General features: G+C 63.9%; 14 protein-coding genes. 8 read left to right on the top strand and 6 right to left on the bottom strand.

The features are described 5' to 3' along the window. Nucleotides 1–64 precede the first annotated feature (64 nt). From I6F09_RS12170 to I6F09_RS12180, 3 genes are read left to right on the top strand one after another with little or no spacing between them, the layout of a single operon-like run. The gene (locus tag I6F09_RS12170) at nucleotides 65–853 is read left to right on the top strand and encodes an enoyl-CoA hydratase/isomerase (RefSeq protein WP_036044702.1); all 789 of its coding nucleotides are present in this window, start codon (nucleotides 65–67) and stop codon (nucleotides 851–853) included. Next, a complete protein-coding gene (locus I6F09_RS12175; RefSeq protein WP_225188143.1) occupies nucleotides 850–1,836 on the top strand; it encodes a phosphotransferase family protein in 987 nt (328 codons plus the stop codon). The genes I6F09_RS12170 and I6F09_RS12175 overlap by 4 nt, the downstream gene beginning before the upstream one ends. A 3-nt stretch (nucleotides 1,837–1,839) precedes the next feature. Continuing rightward, a complete protein-coding gene (locus I6F09_RS12180) occupies nucleotides 1,840–2,217 on the top strand; it encodes a DUF6285 domain-containing protein (protein WP_036016253.1) in 378 nt (125 codons plus the stop codon). Nucleotides 2,218–2,469: 252 nt separating this feature from the next. Here I6F09_RS12180 and I6F09_RS12185 read toward each other — a convergent pair whose 3' ends face one another. Beyond that, nucleotides 2,470–3,249 (bottom strand): enoyl-CoA hydratase-related protein, encoded by a 780-nt coding sequence (locus tag I6F09_RS12185; protein ID WP_225188144.1) that lies wholly within the window; start codon nucleotides 3,247–3,249, stop codon nucleotides 2,470–2,472. Between the two features lie 211 nt (nucleotides 3,250–3,460). Between I6F09_RS12185 and I6F09_RS12190 the strand changes: the two genes are divergently transcribed. Continuing rightward, nucleotides 3,461–4,735: an acyl-CoA dehydrogenase family protein gene (locus I6F09_RS12190; protein ID WP_225188145.1), complete on the top strand. Its 1,275-nt coding sequence runs from the start codon at nucleotides 3,461–3,463 to the stop codon at nucleotides 4,733–4,735. A gap of 142 nt (nucleotides 4,736–4,877) precedes the next feature. On the opposite strand, the gene I6F09_RS12195 is transcribed toward I6F09_RS12190, so the two are convergent. Further along, a complete protein-coding gene (locus I6F09_RS12195; protein WP_225188146.1) occupies nucleotides 4,878–6,455 on the bottom strand; it encodes a fatty acid--CoA ligase in 1,578 nt (525 codons plus the stop codon). A gap of 297 nt (nucleotides 6,456–6,752) precedes the next feature. Beyond that, complete coding sequence (locus tag I6F09_RS12200; RefSeq protein WP_036023013.1) at nucleotides 6,753–7,625, bottom strand: SDR family oxidoreductase; 873 nt, start codon at nucleotides 7,623–7,625, stop codon at nucleotides 6,753–6,755. Between the two features lie 116 nt (nucleotides 7,626–7,741). Between I6F09_RS12200 and I6F09_RS12205 the strand changes: the two genes are divergently transcribed. The 3 genes from I6F09_RS12205 (at nucleotide 7,742) to I6F09_RS12215 (ending at nucleotide 10,812) form a co-directional block, all read left to right on the top strand. Further along, complete coding sequence (locus tag I6F09_RS12205; RefSeq protein WP_036023014.1) at nucleotides 7,742–8,551, top strand: crotonase/enoyl-CoA hydratase family protein; 810 nt, start codon at nucleotides 7,742–7,744, stop codon at nucleotides 8,549–8,551. A 140-nt stretch (nucleotides 8,552–8,691) separates the two neighbouring features. Further along, entirely contained in the window at nucleotides 8,692–10,236 is a 1,545-nt protein-coding gene (locus I6F09_RS12210; RefSeq protein ID WP_225188147.1) for an acyl-CoA synthetase, read from the top strand. Between the two features lie 171 nt (nucleotides 10,237–10,407). Then, nucleotides 10,408–10,812: a YccF domain-containing protein gene (locus tag I6F09_RS12215; RefSeq protein ID WP_036023017.1), complete on the top strand. Its 405-nt coding sequence runs from the start codon at nucleotides 10,408–10,410 to the stop codon at nucleotides 10,810–10,812. Between the two features lie 73 nt (nucleotides 10,813–10,885). Here I6F09_RS12215 and I6F09_RS12220 read toward each other — a convergent pair whose 3' ends face one another. From I6F09_RS12220 to I6F09_RS12230, 3 genes are all read right to left on the bottom strand, one after another. Then, a complete protein-coding gene (locus I6F09_RS12220) occupies nucleotides 10,886–12,280 on the bottom strand; it encodes a TRAP transporter large permease subunit (protein ID WP_225127319.1) in 1,395 nt (464 codons plus the stop codon). A 26-nt stretch (nucleotides 12,281–12,306) separates the two neighbouring features. Then, nucleotides 12,307–12,870: a TRAP transporter small permease subunit gene (locus I6F09_RS12225; protein ID WP_085968941.1), complete on the bottom strand. Its 564-nt coding sequence runs from the start codon at nucleotides 12,868–12,870 to the stop codon at nucleotides 12,307–12,309. A gap of 93 nt (nucleotides 12,871–12,963) precedes the next feature. Then, on the bottom strand, nucleotides 12,964–14,070 hold the full coding sequence (locus tag I6F09_RS12230) for a TRAP transporter substrate-binding protein (RefSeq protein ID WP_036006206.1): 1,107 nt from the start codon (nucleotides 14,068–14,070) through the stop codon (nucleotides 12,964–12,966). Nucleotides 14,071–16,800: 2,730 nt separating this feature from the next. On the opposite strand from I6F09_RS12230, the gene ppc reads away from it, so the two are divergent. Next, complete coding sequence (gene ppc, locus I6F09_RS12235; protein ID WP_225188148.1) at nucleotides 16,801–19,599, top strand: phosphoenolpyruvate carboxylase; 2,799 nt, start codon at nucleotides 16,801–16,803, stop codon at nucleotides 19,597–19,599. Nucleotides 19,600–19,640: the final 41 nt, after the last annotated feature.

The following is a 19,640-nucleotide window of genomic DNA, read 5'->3' on the forward strand; positions in this document are numbered from 1 at the left end:
TGCGCCCCGGCAAAACGAATTCCGGCCTGCGAAACTGGTGCGGGCCGCAACTGATGAGGAAACCATGCAGTTCAAACACGTCACGCTCGACTTCGATGGCTCGGTCGCGATCCTCAAGCTCGACCATCAGGAGGTGATGAACGCGGTCTCCGTCGACATGCTGGGCGGTCTTTCCGAGGCGCTCGATGCGATCGAGGAGAAGAAGGACGAGGTGCGCTGCGTGGTGCTGACCGGTGCGGGGCGGGCGTTCTGCACGGGCGCCAATCTGCAAGGCCGCAACAACCAGGCGAAGAAGACCAAGGCCGGCCTTACGCTGGAGACCGGCTTTCATCCCTTCCTGCGCCGCATCCGCAACCTGCACTGCCCGATCGTCACCGCGGTCAATGGCCCGGCCGCCGGCGCCGGCATGAGCTTCGCGCTGCTCGGCGACATGATCCTATGCGCGCGCTCGTCCTATTTCCTGCAGGCCTTCCGCCGCATCGGCCTCGTGCCGGATTGCGGCTCGACCTGGCTGTTGCCGCGCCTCGTCGGCCGCGCGCGCTCGATCGAATTGTCGTTGATGGGCGAGCGCCTGCCGGCCGAGAAGGCGCTGGAATGGGGCCTTGTCAACCGCGTCTATGATGACGGCGTCTTGATGGAGGAAGCGATGAAGCTGGCGCGCGATCTCGCCAGCGGGCCGACCGTGGCGCTGTCGCTGATCCGCAAGCTCTATTGGGACAGCCCGGAAAATTCCTTCGAGGATCAGCTCAATCTGGAATTCCAGTGCCAGCTCCGCGCCGGCGACACCGAGGATTTCCGCGAGGGCGTCGGCGCCTTCCTCGAGAAGCGGCCCGCGCAGTTCAAGGGCAAATGATCGAGGCGGCGCTTTCACGCAGCGTCCGGCGCTGGTGCAAAGGGGCGACCGGCGCGACCTGTGCGGCAAAGCTCTCCGGCGGCGCCAGCCAGGAAACCTGGCGCTTCGACATCTCCCATCCCGACGGGCCGATCGGCGCGATCCTGCGGCGCTCACCAAAGGGCTATGGCGCCGCGCCGACCCGCGCGGCCGGTCTTGCCGCGGAAGCGCAGCTGATGCAGCTCGCCTATGAGGCCGGCGTGCCGTCGCCCCGCGTCCTGCATGTGCTGGTGCCGGAGGACGATCTCGGCACCGGCTTCATCATGCAGCGCGTCGAGGGCGAGACCATCGCGCGCAAGATTCTTCGCGATCAAGAGTATGCGGCGGCGCGGCCGCGTCTGGCGCGGCAGATCGGCGGCATTCTCGCAGGTCTGCATCGGCTGCCGCAGGACAAATTGCCTGCGTTGCGCAGCAGGGGCGCGACCCAGGAGATCGCCGAGTTCGAGCGCGACTATCGCAGCCTGAACTGGCCCAAGCCCGTGTTCGAGCTGGCGCTGCGCTGGCTCCGCGACCACGATCCGGGTCCCTCAGTCGAGACCACGCTGGTGCACGGCGATTTCCGCAACGGCAATCTCATCATCGGCGCGGATGGCGTTCGCGCCGTGCTCGACTGGGAACTCGCCCATCTCGGCGATCCCATGGAGGACCTCGGCTGGGTCTGCGTGAACTCCTGGCGCTTCGGCGAGATCGACAAGCCCGTCGGCGGCTTTGGCTCGCGCGAGGAATTGTTCGCCGGTTACGAGGCTTCGGGCCGCAAGGTCGACCCTGAGCGCGTCAAGTTCTGGGAAGTGATGGGCACGCTGCGCTGGGGCATCATGTGCGGCGGCATGATGCAGCGCTTTCGCGAGGGGCCCGACCATTCCATGGAGCGCGCCATGATCGGCCGCCGCGCCAGCGAGACCGAGATCGATCTGTTGCGGCTTCTGGCGCCGCGCGGGAGCTGACACATGCAGGACGAGCCGACCCCGATCGAGCTGACCAAGGCAGTCGCCGATTTCCTCCGCAGCGACATCACGCCGCTGATCTCCGGCCACCAAGCCTTCAAGCTGCGCGTCGCCATCAACATCCTCGACCTCGTCACGCGGCAGCTGACGCGGGAGGAGGGAAGCGATGCGAAGGAGGTGGAGCGCCTGCGCGCGCTGCTCGGTATCGACGGCTCGGTCATGGAGCTCAACCGTGTTCTCGCACATCGCATCGCGAGCGGGGAGATGGATCTCGCGACCCCAGGCCTCGCCGAGCACCTGTGGGCAACCACGATGGACAAGCTGGCGGTCGATCAGCCGAATTATGCCTCGTACAAGCGCGAACTAGGACGAAGCGGGTAGGTCTCTCCCCGTCATTGCGAGGAGCCCTTGCGACGAAGCAATCCAGACTGTCTCTGCTGGGCAGCCTGGATTGCTTCGCTACGCTCGCAATGACAGTGTTGAGAGAGGGGGCGCTCCTCTCTCCGCCGTCATTCCGGGGCGTCGCGAAGCGACGAACCCGGAATCCATTCATCCGCACGTTCTGTCGCTCAATGGATTCCGGGCTCGCGCCTGTCGGCGCGCTCCGGAATGACGAGTGGGGAGACCCGTTTCCTACTTCCCCACCCATTTCGGCGGCCGCTTCTCGGAAAACGCCTTCGGGCCCTCGACGTAATCCTGCGAGGCGACCATCGCCTGCACGGCCGGATAGTCTCGCTGCTCCGCGATCGCCTGCTCCAGCGACACGCCAAGCCCCTTCTGGATCGCCTGCTTGGAGGCCCGGATCGACATCGGCGAATTCTTGGCGATCATCTCGGCCCAGCGCAGCGCGGCGTTGAGCGCCTCGCCCTGCGGCACCACCTCGTTGACGAAACCGAGCTCGAGACCTTCCTTGGCGCTGACATGGCGCGCGGTGAGGATCATGCCCATGGCGCGCTTCAGCCCGATCTGGCGCGGCAGCCGGTGCAAGCCGCCGGCGAGCGCGGCAAGGCCGACGCGCGGCTCGGGCAGGGCGAAGGTCGCGTTCTCCGCGGCGATGATGAGGTCGCAGGCGAGCGCGATCTCGAAGCCGCCGCCCATGGCGACGCCGTTCACGGCGGCGATGATCGGCTTGTCGCAGTCGAAGCGTGAGGTGAGGCCGGCGAAGCCGCCCTTGTCCCAGCCGCGTTTTCCCCCCGCTGCCTGCCACTTCAGATCGTTGCCGGCGCAGAACGCCTTATCGCCGCTGCCCGTGACGATCGCGATCCACTGCTCGGGATCGGCGGAGAAATCGTCAAACACCTTCTGAAGCTCGAAGTGCGCATCGGTGTGCAGCGCGTTGTAGACCTCGGGCCGCGACAGCGTCACGATCGTGATCGGCCCCTTGCGTTCCACCTTTGAGAATTTCAGCTCCATCGCGCGCTCCCGGATTTTCTTTCGAAGGAATATTGGCCCCATACTACCGTGCGGGTGCGCCAGAGCACCATCGAATTGCGCGGGCGCGCCTTGCGCTCCTCACATCTCGGCTTGCTTGACTTGCACGCGCTCTTCTCACCTTAATCGCACCAAGCAAGAATGCGCCCAGCGCCTTAACGCAAAACGATAAAATCAATCCGGGAGAGAACCTGTGGATTTCTCATTGCCTGCCGATCTCGTCGCCTATCTCGGAGAGCTCGACCGTTTCATCGAACGCGAGATCAAGCCGCTGGAACGGGCCGACGACAACATCCGCTTCTTCGACCATCGCCGCGAATGGGCGCGCACCGATTTCGACAATGGCGGCCTGCCGCGTCACGAATGGGAGGCGCTGCTGCGCAAGGCCAAGGATCTTGCGGATGCCGCCGGGCATTTGCGCTTTCCTGTGCCGAAGCAATACGGCGGCAAGGACGGCTCCAACCTCTGGATGGCCGTGATCCGCGAGCATTTTGCCGCAAGGGGTCTCGGCCTGCACAACGACCTCCAGAACGAGCATTCGATCGTCGGCAACTTCCCCGTCGTCACCATGCTCGACCGCTACGGCCGCGACGACCAGAAGGCGATGATCGACGGCTCCATTAAGGGCAAGTACCGCATCACCTTTGGCCTGACCGAGCCGCATCACGGTTCGGATGCCACCCACATGGAGACGCGCGCGGTGGCAGCCACCCGCGACAACGTCAAGGGCTGGATCATCAACGGCGAGAAGATGTGGACGACCGGCATGCACGTCGCCACGCACTGCGCGCTGTTCGCGCGCACCAGCGGCAACGATGGCGACGCCCGCGGCATCACCTGCTTCCTGGTGCCGGCGAAGACCCATGGTGTGAAGGTCGAGGAGTACATGTGGACCTTCAACATGCCGACCGACCATCCGCGCGTCAGCTTCACCGACGTCTTCGTGCCGGAGGATGCGCTGTTCGGCGAGGTCGGCCGCGGCCTGTCGCTGGCGCAATGCTTCGTGCACCAGAACCGCATTCGCCAGGCGGCAAGCTCGCTCGGCGCCGCGGTCTACTGCATCAACGAGAGTGTGAAATACGCGCGTGAGCGCAAACCGTTCGGCAAGGCGCTGGCCGAGAACCAGGCGATCCAGTTCCCGCTGGTCGAGCTTGCGACCCAAGCCGAGATGCTGCGCCTCTTGATCCGCAAGACCGCCTGGGAGATGGACCAGCTCAATGAGGAGCAAATCGAGCGCACCCTGTCCGACCGGGTCTCGATGTGCAATTATTGGGCAAACCGCCTCTGCTGCGAGGCCGCCGACCGCGCCATGCAGGTCCATGGCGGCATGGGCTATTCACGCCACAAGCCGTTCGAGCACATCTATCGCCACCATCGCCGTTATCGGATCACCGAAGGCAGCGAGGAGATCCAGATGCGGAAAGTGGCGGGATTCCTGTTCGGGTATATGGGGCCGGGGAAGCATTAGACGCTCGCACTGCTATCGTAGGGTGGGTTAGCGCTGCGATTGCGCGAAGCGCGATCGCAGGGCGTAACCCACCAGCGCCATCCGCGTGGATTGCAAAGAGGTGGGTTACGCCTACGGCTAACCCACCCTACGGCACCGCGGATCAATTCACCCGCCGATCCTTCCCCGCCCAATACGGCTCGCGCAGCTGCCGCCGCAGGATCTTGCCAGACGGATTCCGCGGCAGCGCAGGCAGGAATTCCACGCTCTTCGGCGTCTTGTAGCCGGCGATGCGCGTCCGGGTGAAGTTGATGATCTCGGTGGCAGTCGCCTGCTTGCCCGGCTTCATCACCACGATCGCCTTCACGGCTTCGCCCCATTTGTCGTCAGGCACGCCGATCACGGCGGCTTCCGCGACATCGGGGTGGTCGCACAGAGCGCTCTCGACCTCGGCCGGATAGATGTTCTCGCCGCCGGAGATGATCATGTCCTTGATGCGGTCATGGATGTAGAGATAGCCGTCCTCGTCCATGTAGCCGGCATCGCCGGTGCGCAGCCAGCCGTCGCTGCGCAGCGTGGATGCGGTCGCCTCCGGCAGGTTCCAGTAGCCGGCCATGTTGGAGCCCGAGCGCGTTGCGATTTCGCCGACCTGCCGCGGCGGCAGCGGCTTGCCGTCCGGATCCAGGATCGCGATCTCGACGCCCGGCAGCGCCTTGCCGGCCGAGCGCATCCGCTCCAGCCCCTCGACGTGATCCTCCGGCGGCAGCGCGACGATGGTGCCGGTGGTCTCGGTCATGCCGTAGAGCTGCACGAAGCCGCATTTGAAGACCTCGATGCATTCCTTCAGCAGCGCTGCGGGAATCGGCGAGGCGCCGTACAGCATGTATTTCAGCCGCGAGAAGTCGACCGTCCTGGCGCGTGGCTGCCGCACCACGAACTGCATCGCCGCCGGCACCATGAACAGTTTTGTGATGCCCGACTGCTCGAAGAAATCCAAAACCTTGGTCGGGTCGAACTCGCGCGCGATCACGCCGCGGGCGCCGTGATAGAGCCCCATGACGCCCCACCCCGAACCGCCGATGTGAAAGATCGGCATCGCCACCAGCGAGACATCGTCGGTCGACCACCGGTTCCACTCCGGCTTGTCCTCGGCATTGCCGGATTGCACCAGGTTGAGGAAGTTGGCATGCGACAACATCGCGCCCTTCGGCTTGCCCGTCGTGCCCGACGTGTAGAGCTGGATCGCGATGTCCGTGGTGTCGATCGGCACCTTCGGATCATCGCCGCTCTGCGCATCGCGCCATGCCGTAAAATCCGGCCATTCCGGCGCGCCGCCCTCGGTGGTGATGACGGTGCGCACGCTTGGTATCTGCTCCCTGATCTGGCGCACTTGAGTGATGAACTCCGGCCCGACGAACAGCACCGGCGCCCTGCAATCCGAGACGATGAAGGCGACCTCGGGCCCTGCCAGCCGCCAGTTCACCGGCGCCATCACGACGCCAGCCTTCATCGCACCCATCAGGAGCTCGAAATAGATGTCGCTGTTCTTGCCGAGATAGGCGATGCGGTCGCCCATCTTCACGCCCATCGCGAGGAGCGCGTTCGCGACCTTGTTGGACTTGGCGTCGAACTCGGCGAAGCTGGTGGTGCGGCCCTCGAATTCATAGGCGATGGCGCTGCCGCGGCTCTTTGCACGCTCGCGCACCATGTCGGCGAGGTTCGCCAGTTTCTGTATGGACATGTTTCTCCCGCAGGCGTTTGTTTTTATGCCCGGGAGTGTGGCGTCATCCGCCGGTGAAGACAAGATGGGCTCCGCTGTCGTCCCGGACAAGCGCGCGCCTCAAGCGCGCGCAGATCCGGACCCATAGCCACAGGAAGTTGTTTGGCGAAGACACGCAGTTACCTGTCTCGCGCCACGACTGCTCCCTGTGGTTATGGGTCCCCGCCCCCGTGCGCTTTGCGCACTAGGCGGGGACGACAACTGGGGGCGTGGTGAAAACGTCAGCCCCTTACATGTCCGCGCATTTGCAATGCGCCGTCATCCCCGCTTCGCGCGGTCCTTCTCGTTCTGCGCCATGATGCTCTCGCGCGCGGTCTTCCAGTCGTCGTCGCTCCAGTCGCGGAGCTGGTAGAAGTTGCCGCCCATGGCGAGCGCCTGGGCGCCGTCCATGGCGATGGTCTCGCCGTTGATCCAGTCGCAGCCGCCGGAGATCAGGAACACCGCGACGTTCTGCAGTTCCTCCATGGTGCCGACCCGGCCCATCGGGTTCATCGCCCTGGTGCGCGCGCCGGCTTCGTCACCGGGCTTGATGCGCTTGCTCATGCCCTCGGTCGGGATTTCGCCCGGGGCGATGGTGTTGAGGCGGATGCCGTGTCGTCCCCATTCGGTGGCAAGCGACATCGTCATGGCGTGGATCGCCGACTTGCTCATCGCCGAGGGCACCACGTAAGGCGAGCCGTTGCGCACCCAGGTCGTGGTGATCGAGACGACGTTGCCGGGCTGCTTCAAGGCGATCCAGCGCTTGCCGACCGCATGTGTCACGTAGAACGTGCCATGCATGACGATGTTGGCGACCGCATCGAAGCCGCGCGGCGAGAGCTCCTCGGTCCGCGAGATGAAATTGCCGGCCGCATTGTTGATGAGATCGGTGAGGGGGCCATCGCGGAAGATGCTCTCGATCATCTCCTCGACTGCGAGCGCGTTGCGGATGTCGACGCCGTGGCTGGTGACGCGGCCGCCGTAGAGATCCATCAGCTCGGTTGCGGTCTCGTCGCACACGATCTTGCGCCGACCGCAAATGTGCACCTCGGCGCCGAGCTGGAGAAAGCGCGCCGCCATCGATTTGCCGAGACCGGTGCCGCCGCCGGTCACGAGAATGCGTCGGCCCGCCAGAAGATTTTCCTTGAACATGGCTGTTTCCTCTGTCGCGATTGTCAGTTAATTGGTCGATTGACTAAATCCGGCCGCCGGCGTCCTGTAAAGCGGCACTGAACAAGAACAGGCAGGAACTAGGGGAGAATTCGTCCATGGAAGATCGCGTCTCGATCTCGATCTCGGAAGGCGTCGCCGATGTGCGCCTGGTGCGCGCCGACAAGATGAACGCGCTGGATCAGCCCATGTTCGAGGCCCTCGTCGCCGCAACCGACCGGCTGTCGAAGGCGAAGGGCGTGCGCGCCGTCGTGCTCTCGGGCGAAGGCCGCGCCTTCTGCGCCGGGCTGGACATGGGGCGTTTTGCCGCCATGAAGGAGAAGGGTGGCAACGGAATTCCGGGTGGCGAAAATCGCGATCTCACGGTGCGCACATATGGCAAGGCCAACTTCGCGCAACAGGCGGTGTGGGGCTGGCGCCAGCTACCGATGCCTGTGATCGCGGCCGTGCACGGCGTCGCCTTCGGTGGCGGCTTCCAGCTCTCGCTCGGCGCCGACATGCGCTTTCTCAGCTCGGATGCGCGCATGTCGATCATGGAGATCAAATGGGGCCTCGTCCCCGACATGGCGGGCACGCCGATCCTGGCCTCGCTGGTACGCGATGACATCCTGCGCGATCTCACCTACACCGGGCGCATCTTCTCCGCGCAGGAGGCGATGACCTACGGCCTCGCCACGCGCATCTGCGACGATCCGCGCGCTGCGGCGCTTGATGTCGCGCGCGAGATCGCAGGAAAAAGCCCCGATGCGATCCGCGCGGCCAAGCGGATGCTGAACAATCTCTCGGTCGATCCGGGCCCGGCGCTGCTCGCCGAATCCGTCGAGCAGCAGAAGCTGATCGGCAGCCCCAACCAGACCGAGGCCGTGCGCGCCAATCTGGAAAAGCGCGCGCCGAATTTTGCGGATTAGCTTTGGGTCATTCCGGGATGCGCCGTAGGCGCAGGCCCGGAATCCATCGAGCCGCATCGTTCGCTGTGAAATGGATTCCGGGTTCGATGCTGCGCATCGACCCGAAATGACGGCACAAACAACAACAAAGAAAAACAACAATGAGCCAAACGTCCCCCTTCCTCGGCATCGTCTCCGGCGAGCGCCGCCGCTCTCACGGCGAGGTCACTGAGCGCGCCGACCGCATCGCCTCCGGCCTCGCCAAGATCGGCGTCCGCCAGGGCGATTGCGTCTGCATGCTGATGCGCAACGACATCGCCTTCCTCGAAGCCGCCTACGCCGCGATGCGGCTGGGCGCCTATGGCGTGCCGATCAACTGGCACTTCAAACCGGAGGAGATCATCTACATCCTGAAGGATTCCGGCACCGCCGTCCTGATCGCTCATGCCGACATGCTGCACGGTTTGCGCGATGCGATTCCTGAGGGAGTCACCGTGCTCAGTGTGCCGACGCCGCCGGAAATCCGCTCCAACTACAAGATCGATCCGGATCATCTGACGAAGCCGGACTTCGCGATCGACTTCGAAGCCTGGCTCGCGCAACACCCGCCCTATGACGGCCCGATCGTGCCGCAGCCCATGAACATGATCTACACGTCGGGCACGACAGGCCATCCCAAGGGCGTCCGCCGTAACGCGCCGACGCCGGAGCAGCAGGCTGCCGGTGAGCGCATGCGTGCGATGATCTATGGGCTCAAGGCCGGCGCCCGCGCATTGCTGCCGGGGCCGCTCTATCATTCCGCGCCGAACTCGTTCGGCATCCGCGCCGGCAAGCTCGGTGGCGTCCTGGTGCTGATGCCGCGCTTCGAGGCGGAGGAATTCCTGCAGGCGATCGAGCACTACAAGATCGACACCATCTTCATGGTGCCGACCATGTTCATCCGCCTGATGAAGCTGCCCGAGGAGGTGCGCAGGACGTACGACGTCTCCTCGCTCCGCCACGTCATCCACGCCGCCGCGCCGTGCCCGGCCGACGTCAAGCGCGCCATGATCGAATGGTGGGGGCCGGTGATCTACGAGTTCTACGGCTCGACCGAATCCAGCGCCGTGACCTTCGCGACCTCCGAGGATGCGCTGAAGAAGCCCGGCACCGTCGGCAAGATCTCGCCGGGCGCCGAGCTGCGCTTCATCGGCGACGACGGACGCGTACTCGGCGTCGGCGAGATCGGCGAGATCTATTCGCGCATGGCCGAGATGGCCGATTTCACCTATCACAACAAGCCGGAGAAGCGCGCCGAGATCGACCGCGACGGCTTCATCACCTCCGGCGACGTCGGCTATATCGATGAAGACGGCTACGTCTTCATCTGCGACCGCAAGCGCGACATGGTGATATCAGGCGGCGTCAACATCTACCCGGCCGAGATCGAATCCGTGCTGCATGCGGTGCCCGGCGTGCATGATTGCGCCGTGTTCGGCATCCCCGACGCCGAGTTCGGCGAGGCGCTGATGGCGGTGGTGGAGCCGCAACCCGGGGTCACGCTCGCTGCTTCCGATGTCCGCGCCGCGCTGAAGGCGCATCTGGCCGACTACAAGGTGCCCAAGCACATCGAGATCCGCACCGGCCTGCCGCGCGAAGATTCCGGAAAAATCTTCAAGCGCCGCCTGCGCGATCCCTATTGGGAGCAGGCGGGGCGGAAGATCTAGCTACTTCGTAGCCCGGATGGAGCGAAGCGTAATCCGGGATCTCTCGCCGTGGAAAAATCATCCCGGATTACGCTTCGCTCCATCCGGGCTACGCCCCGCGCGCTGGAAGCGTCCTAGCACGGACAAATTCCGAGCCTATATGGATGGGATCATCCACCTCCGGATCGTCCCATGGCCCCCGTTTCCATCCTGCTCAACATCCTCTGGATCCTCATCGGCGGCGCCTGGATGGCGTTCGGCTGGCTGATCGCGGCCGTTGTCATGGCGATCACCATCATCGGCCTGCCCTGGGCGCGGGCGGCGTTCAACATCGCCGTCTACACGCTGCTGCCGTTCGGCTCCCGGGCGGTCAACCGCTACGATGTCACCGGCGTCGAGGATATCGGCACCGGCCCGCTCGGGGTGATCGGCAATATCATCTGGTTCGTGCTCGCCGGCTGGTGGCTCGCACTCGGTCACCTCCTGACCGCGCTCGTCCTCGCCGTCACCATCATCGGTATCCCGTTCGCCTGGGCTCATCTGAAGCTCGCCGGCATCGCGCTCTGGCCGATCGGCAAGGTGATCGTGCCGGCTTAGGACGTTGCCTCAACATCGGCGCTCGGCGGCAGAGCGGAGCCGTGTGGCGCCGTCGCGGACTCAATCGCGCGGGCTACTTCTTTTTTGGTGTCAACCAGTCCTCGTCTTCCAGGGACGGTGCTTGTTTCTGCTGTTCCAGGATTTTTCTGTACTCCTCCGGGATCACCTGGCTGCGAGATGCTTCATGCAGCGTGTGCGGGAACCAGGTCGCAATGCCGGGGAAGGCAATCATCAGGCCAACGCAGATCACCTGCAGCACCATGAACTGGAACATGCCAGCGTAGATCGTTCCGAGACTCCAGCCCTTGACCACCTGCTTGAGATAGTACGCTGACATGGCGACGGGCGGCGACAGGAAGGCGGTCTGCAGCACCACCGCAACCAACGCTCCGAACCATATGAGGTCGATGCCCATGCCTTTCACGACAGGATAGAAGATCGGCAGAAACACCAGGATGATGGCCGGCCACTCAAACGGCCACCCCAGCAGGAAAATGAGAAGGAGCACGACAATCAGCATGAGGCTCGGCGGCAACTGCAGGCCGAGCATCGTCTCGGTGATCCAGTTCGCTGAGCCAAGGCGGGCGAACACCGCACCGAAAATGTTCGACGTGACCGCCAGCAGGAGGACCATGCTCGACGTCGCCATCGTCGAGATCAGCGCCCGTTGCAGTCCGCTGAGCGAGAACCTGCGATATGCGATGGCCAGGATCAGCGCGCCGACGCTGCCGATGCCGGCGGCCTCCGTCGGCGTCGCAAGCCCCCCGATGATCGAGCCGAGCGTCGCCGTGATGAGCCCGAGCAGCGGCAGCGTGCCGACGGCCACCTCGCGTGCAATGTATCCAGCGGAGTAGATCCGCTCATCCTTTGGCACTGGCGGCCCGAGCTTGGGATTGATGAAGGAGCGGCCCATCAGATAGATGATGTAGACGCCGGCCAGCAGAAAGCCCGGTCCGAAGGCTGCAGCATAGAGATCGGCGACCGAAACCCCGAGCACCGGCCCCATCACGATCAGCATGACCGACGGGGGAATGAGAATACCGAGCGTGCCGCCCGCCGTGATGGTGCCCGCTGAAAGCTTGGCATCATAGCCCGCCTTCGTCATGATTGGCGATGCCATGATGCCAAGAACGGTGACGGCTGCGCCGACGATGCCTGTCGCCATCGCGAACACGGTCGAGGTCAGGATGACGACGAGGAAGAGTGCGCCGCGCACCGGCGCAAGCAGCATGCGGAACGCGGTAAAAAGGCGCTCCATGAGTCCCGCCTGCTCGGTGATGAAGCCCATGAAGATGAACAGCGGTACGGCGGCGAGAAGTTCTTCCTTCATCATGCCGATGGTCTGGAAGTAACCAAGCTCGAAGACCGTCCCGCCCATGCCCCAGTAGCCGAACGAGAAGGCGAGAAACAGCAACGTGAACGAGATCGGCACACCGATGAAGATCGCGCCCAGCAGCACCAGCAGCATGATGAGGCCGATGAGCGCTTCTGCGGTCATATCTCGACTTTCTCCTTATGCTCCAGCTCGACGCCGGTGCGCGCCATGTAGATGCTCTTGATCAACTCGGACACGCCCTGGACCAGCAGCAGGAGGCAGGCGAGCGGCACGACGAATTTGAACGGCCACAGCACGGGCCGCCAGGGAGTCTGGTCCGAAGTCTCGTTGATCAGCCAGGCGTAGTGAAATTCGTTCCAGCTGATCAGGAACAGCATGATCAGGCTCGGGAAGAAGAAGACGACATAGGAGATCGTATCGATCCAGCCCTTCCTACGGATCGAGAACTTCTCCCAGAAGAAGTCGGTACGGATATGAGCACCCTTGTGCAGCGCGTAAGCGGCGCCAAGCATGAAGAGCGAGCCGTACAGCATGTAGGTTGCGTCGTAGGCCCATATGGTCGGCGCGTTGAACAGGTAACGCGCTCCAACCTCATAGGCGACGGCGAGAACCAGCGGCACCGAGAGCCACGAGATGATCGTGCCGGTCCGGTCGGTGAAGCCGTCGATCATCCTGATGATAGCCAGAAGCGCCGGTGGCTGCCCGCCTGTTATCTCAGCCATGCCTCGCCCCTTTCGCCGATCATTCGTGCGGCGCAAAGCAGGCCGCCTGCGTGCGAATTGAGGGCGGTCAAATCGGCCGCCCTCGGAGGAGTCCTATTTCTCGGTTGGGAAATAGTAGTTCGCCATGAAGGAGTATGGCGGGAAGTAAGACCTCTTGTACGGCACCACAGCGCTGGCATACGCCTTCTGCGAGTCGTGCACCTTCTTGAAGAACGGGTTCCTGGCGCCCTCGGCGGCCGCGATCTCGTCCCACTTCTTGATGAAGGCCAGCAGGATCTCCGTCGGCGTGCGGAGGATCTGTACGCCGTGCTTCTGCTGCATCTCAATCAGCGCATCGGCGTTCTGGCGCTGCCACTTGGTCCACCAGACGAGGAATGTCTCGTTGGCCGCCGACTTGATGATCTCCTGATGTTGCGGGCTGAGCTCCTTCCACACATCGCCGTTGATGACGAGCTCGCCGACCGTCACGTTCTCATGCAAGCCGGGTGAATAGTGATACTTCCACACGTTGTGGAAGCCGAGCTGCATGTCCTCGATGCCGCCGACCCATTCGGCGCAATCGATCACGCCGCGTTGCGCGGAGGGAATGATTTCTCCGCCCGGCATGTTGACCACCGTGAAGCCGAGCGCCTGCCACACTTCGCCGGCCATGCCGGTCTGGCGGCATTTCATGCCCTTCATGTCCTCGACCGTCTGGATCGGCTTCTTGAACCAGCCGAACGCCTGCGGCCCTGCAGGCAGGATTGGAAACACGACGAGGTTGAGCTTGAGCTCCTTCTGATAAAACTCGTTGTAAAGCTCGAGGCCGCCGCCGTGATAGAGCCAACCCATCACGTCCATGAAGTCCATGCCGAAGGTGCCGCCGGGACCGCCGGTGAACAGGATCGCGGTCTTGTTCTTGCCGGTCCAGTAGCCGGCCCACGCATGCGCTCCGTCGAGCACCTTCTTGTTGGTTGCGTCCAGCACCTCGAACGCCGGCACGACCTGGCCGGCGGGCATCGCCTCGATCTTCAGCGCGCCGGCTGACAGCTTGTTCACTCGATCGACGAAATAGGTGAAGTTGTCATAGAGCGTGAGCGACGCCGGCCATGTGGCCTGCATCTTCAACACCTTCGTCTGCGCCATGACTGTTGTGGTGGATACGACAAACGCCGAAGCGATCAGGGCAACGGCGACCAGTCCCAGAAACATGCGTTTCATGAGCCATCTCCTCCCTTGGACAACGTGACCGCGGCGAACTATTCTCTTCGTTGTTCTTGGTCGCCAAGTCTTCAAACCACGTCTGTCATCATTCTGCCACCATCGCCGCAAGTTGTCATCTTGCTTTCTGGCGGTAGCAAGCGCTGGAATTGGACATGGTCGAGACGTCAGCTCTTTGACCCTTCGGCGACGAACCTCCATTCGTTTGTTACGCTGGCTGTCGGTGGCAAACCAGACGCCGGGGGCGCCTTTGGCTGCGGCGGGACGCGGCCAGGCGATGCGGCGCACACCATGCCTCGCGTTGCCCGACGGGCAAAACACGCCAATGCAGGTCAAGTGGCGGGAGTGCAAATATTCTGATTGACCGAATTCGCTGTTTCGGGTAAACCGCAGCACATCCCGGCTCGTCAAAGGGACGTTTCGCGATCGTCACGATACGTAGGCCAGGATGCGATGGACGCGGCAGCGCCGGCGCGTGACGGGATGGCAGGGCGGGCAAACCCGTGAGCCATCGCGATCCGCGGCACGACACGGTGTGGTCACAACGTTGCTTTTCGGCATTGGGGGCGAGCACGCGCGAGCTTCCGACAGTCCGGGAGAGACGTCCGCGGACGGCAAAAGCGTGTGGTCCTGACGCCCGGGGTCTGTGCGTCAAGGCTTGCGGTGGTGAAGCGGCCCGACCGGGTGCGCGCATCAGTGATCCGCAAGGCGACGGGGGCAATAGTGCATCGCTCCCCGGGGAGAGCGCGCCATAAGCCGTAAAACCATTGCGCAGGGAAGGCCGGGATGTTCCGGCATCACCTGTGGTCACCCCGCGTGCGTCTTGTCGCGTGCGGACCTTGGTGCCAGCCGGCGCCCGGCCTTCCCTGCGCCCTTGCTTCTCGCTGAGGGCGAAACGGACAGCAAAACTTCGGGCGGACCACGCCGCGAGACCGCGGAGGCGTTTTTATTTCCAGAACTAGCTCATCTCGTGCCCCGGACGCAGCGCAGCGCTTCTTCAGCGATGCGCTGCAGAGCCGGGGCCCATATTGCAGCAATGTGCCCTGCGGCTCTTGGATCCCGGCTCGGCGCAACAACGCTTGCGGCGTTGCTGCTTGTCCGGGACACGCGATCATCACCCCGGCCCTGCCGCGCCGCCATCAAGTTCATCTTGCACTGCGGTAGCTCGTAGGATGGGTAGAGCGCAGCGAAACCCATCATCTGTTCGCCGATTGCCATGCTCAGGCTATTCGCCTTCTCTTCAAGAAAAGCATCAAGGCAAAGATTGAGTATGCAAGGCCACACCCCACCATCACAATGAGGTAATGCAGCGCCGTGAATGCGTTTGTCGGCTCACCCGCGGCGTCCGGATCTATTGTGCTCCATAGACCAATGAACGCTGGCAACGCTGCGAGCAAACATCCAAAGACGCACAGGTGGATGATCCATGGTGGGCCTTGCGTCCGCAGAGCAGATAGTCCGCCCACCATTGTCACGAAAATGGGGGCGAGCCAAATCCAATCGAAGACGATCAAGAAGGGGCGCGCCATTTAGTCGAACTGCTCCGAATATGAACGACCTTGCCGTTTTGCTTGTTTCGCGGCAGTTCAATCTACAGTTCTGGTGCCATTCAGCCAAGTGCGCGGCGTCCGCTTGTAGCCCGAGCAAGCTCGTGGAATGGGTAGAGCGTCAGCGAAACCCATCAACCTGTCCGCCGATGACGCAACGTGATGGGTTTCGCAGCGCTCTACCCATCCTACGCATTTCGAGATAGCGGAGCCTATTTTTCAGCGCCATGGCTCGTGGTCTGCGCCCCAATCCCTCGCGCTGCCCGTCGGGCAAAACACGCCAAATGCAGGTCAAGGGGCGGGAGTGCAAAATATTCTGATTGACCGAATTCGTTGTTTCGGTTAAACCGTAGCGCATCCCAGCCCGTCAAAGGGACGTTTCGCGATCGTCACGATACGTAGGCCGGGATGCGATGGACGCGGCAGCGCCGGCGCGTGACGGGGTGGCAGGGCGGGCTGAGGCCCGTGAGCCGTCGCGATCCGCGGTACGACACGGCGCGGTCACAGCGTTTCTTTTCGGCATTGGGGCGAGCACGCGCGAGCTTCCGACTGTCTGGGGAGGGACGTCCGCGGACGGCAAAAGCGTGTGGTCCTGACGCCCGGGGTCTGTGCGTCAAGGCTTGCGGTGGTGAAGCGGCCCGACCGGGTGCGCGCATCGATTATCCGCAAGGCGACGGGGGCAATAGTGCATCGCTCCCCGGGGAGAGCGCGCCATAAGCCGTAAAACCATTGCGCAGGGAAGGCCGGGATGTCCGGCATCACCTGTGGTCACCCCGCGTGCGTTTTTCGCGTGCGGACCTGGGTGCCAGCCGGCGCCCGGCCTTCCCTGCGCCCTTGCTTCTCGCTGAGGGCGAAACGGACAGCAAAACTTCGGGCGGACCACGCCGCGAGACCGCGGAGGCGTTTTTATTTCCAGAACTAGCTCATCTCGTGCCCCGGACGCAGCGCAGCGCTTCTTCAGCGATGCGCTGCAGAGCCGGGGCCCATATTGCAGCAATGTGCCCTGCGGCTCTTGGATCCCGGCTCGGCGCAACAACGCTTGCGGCGTTGCTGCTTGTCCGGGACACGCGATCATCACCCCGGCCCTGCCGCGCCGCCATCAAGTTCATCTTGCACTGCGGTAGAAAAATATCGCACACTCCTCCGGACCGGGCCGCCAAAGGCGCGAGCAGGGGAGCGAGCCATGTCCCTCCAGACCGTATCATCCGACGCCACTGAGCATCGTCCCAACCGCCCTGAGGATGTCCAGGCGATGGAGGCCGATGCGCGGTTGCGGGACGACATCCGCCTGCTCGGGCGCATTCTCGGCGACACCGTGCGCGATCAGGAGGGTCCTGATGTGTTCGACCTGGTCGAGCGTATCAGGCAGACCTCGATCCGGTTCCACCGCGACGAGGACCGACTCGCCCGCCGCGAGCTCGAGCAGATCCTCGACAGCATGTCGATCTCCGAGACGGTGCGGATCATCCGTGCCTTCAGCTATTTCTCGCACCTCGCCAACATCGCCGAGGACCAGAACAACATCCGCCAGATGCGCGCCCGCGGCGCGGGCAAGAACGGCGGCTCCGGCGTGCTGGCGGAAACGCTCGCCCACGCCAAGGCGGCCGGCATCGGCCCCGACCAGCTCCGCAACTTCTTCAAGACCGCGCTGGTCAGCCCGGTGCTGACCGCGCACCCGACCGAGGTCCGCCGCAAGAGCACCATGGACCGCGAGATGGAGATTGCAGCCCTGCTCGACCGCCGCGAGCGCGTCGCGCTGACCGCGGAGGAGGCAGATGCCAGCGACGAGCAGCTCCGCCGCGAGGTGCTGACGCTGTGGCAGACCAATCTGCTCCGCCGGACCAAGCTCACCGTGCTGGATGAGGTCGCCAACGGCCTGTCGTTCTATGACTACACCTTCCTGCGCGAGGTGCCGCGGCTCATCAACGCGCTGGAGGATCGGCTGGAGGAGAGCGGCGAGCAGGCGGCCGGCGACCTTGCCTCGTTCCTGCGCATGGGCAGCTGGATCGGCGGCGACCGCGACGGCAATCCCTTCGTCACCGCCGACGTGATGCGCGGCACGCTGCGGCTGCAGTCGAGCCGGGTGATGCAGTTCTATCTCAACGAGCTGCACGTGCTCGGCGCGGAGCTGTCGATCGCGGCCCACCTTGCCGACGTCTCCGAAGAGCTGCGCAACTTGGCGGAGCGTTCGCCGGACACCTCGCCGCATCGGAGCGGCGAGCCTTATCGCCTGGCGGTATCAGGCATCTACGCGCGCCTGACCGCGACGGCCGAAAAGCTCGAGGTCGAGATCACGCGCCGGCCGGTCGGCAAAGCGGCGCCTTACGACAGCGTCAGGGAGCTGCAGGCCGATCTCGACGTGCTGCACCGCTCGCTGATCTCCAACAACGCCCGTGTCATCGCGCGCGGCCGGCTGCGGCTCTTGCGCCGCGCGGTGGACTGCTTCGGCTTTCACCTCGCCCGGCTCGACATCCGCCAGAACTCGGCCGTCCATGAGCGCACCATCGCCGAGCTGATGGACGCCGCCAATCCCGGCATGTCCTATCTCGCGCTCGGCGAGGACGCGCGTATCTCGCTGCTGACGAACGAGCTGCGCTCGACGCGCGCGCTGGTCTCGCCCTTCGTCAAATACAGCGACGAGACCATGGGCGAGCTCAACGTGTTCCATGCCGCCGCGGAAGCGCATGCGAAATTCGGCTCGGACGCCATTCCTCAATGCATCATCTCGATGTGCAAGGGCATGTCGGACATGCTCGAGGTCGCCGTGCTCCTGAAGGAGGTCGGCCTCGTCCATCCCTCCGGCCGCAGCGCCATCAACATCGTGCCGCTGTTCGAGACCATCGAGGATTTGCAGGCTTCGAGCAGCATCATGGACCGCATGCTGTCGTTGCACGATTATCGCCGGCTAGTCGACAGCCGCGGCAGCGTGCAGGAGGTCATGCTTGGGTACTCCGACAGCAACAAGGACGGCGGCTTCGTCACCTCGGGCTGGGAGCTCTACAAGGCCGAGATCGGCCTCGTCGAAGTGTTCGAGCGGCACCACGTGCGCTTACGTCTGTTCCACGGCCGCGGCGGCTCCGTGGGGCGCGGCGGCGGGCCGAGCTATGACGCCATCATCGCGCAGCCCGGCGGCGCGGTGAACGGCCAGATCCGCATCACCGAGCAGGGCGAGATCATCTCGTCGAAATATTCCAACACCGAGGTCGGCCGCAACAATCTGGAAATCCTCGCCGCGGCGACGCTGGAGGCAAGTCTGCTGCATCCGCGCCAGAGCGCGCCGCGCCGCGAATATCTGACCGCGATGGACGAACTCTCGAACCTCGCCTTCAAGGCCTATCGCGGCCTCGTCTACGAGACCGAAGGCTTCGTCGAGTACTTCTGGTCGTCCACCGTCATCAACGAGATCGCCACGCTCAACATCGGCAGCCGTCCGGCTTCGCGCAAAAAGACCCGCGCGATCGAGGATCTGCGCGCGATTCCCTGGGTGTTCTCGTGGGCGCAATGTCGCCTGATGCTGCCGGGCTGGTACGGCTTCGGCAGCGCGGTCGAGCAGTGGATCGCGGAGCATCCAGAGCAGGGCATGCCGTTCCTGAAAGAGCTCTACCAGGAATGGCCGTTCTTCCGCATGCTGCTGTCGAACATGGACATGGTGCTAGCCAAGAGCTCGATCGCGATCGCGTCGCGCTATGCCGAGCTGGTGCCGGACGAGGCCTTGCGCGAAAAAATCTTTGGCCGCATCCGCCGCGAATGGCATTCCTGCATCGAGACGCTGCTCGACATCATGGGTCAGGACCGTCTGCTCCAGGGCAACCCGCTGCTGGAGCGCTCCGTGCGCCACCGCTTCCCCTATCTCGATCCGCTCAACCACGTGCAGGTCGAGCTCTTGAGAGAGCACCGCGCGCAGAACCCCGACGAGCAGGTGCTGCGCGGGATCCAGCTGACCATCAACGGCATCTCGGCGGGGTTGAGGAATACGGGGTAGGGCGAATTGCGAATTGCGAGTAGCGAATAGAAACCCTATTC

It is taken from the genome of Bradyrhizobium sp. IC3195, from assembly GCF_020193585.1.
In the GTDB taxonomy this organism is placed as follows: Bacteria; Pseudomonadota; Alphaproteobacteria; order Rhizobiales; family Xanthobacteraceae; genus Bradyrhizobium; species Bradyrhizobium yuanmingense.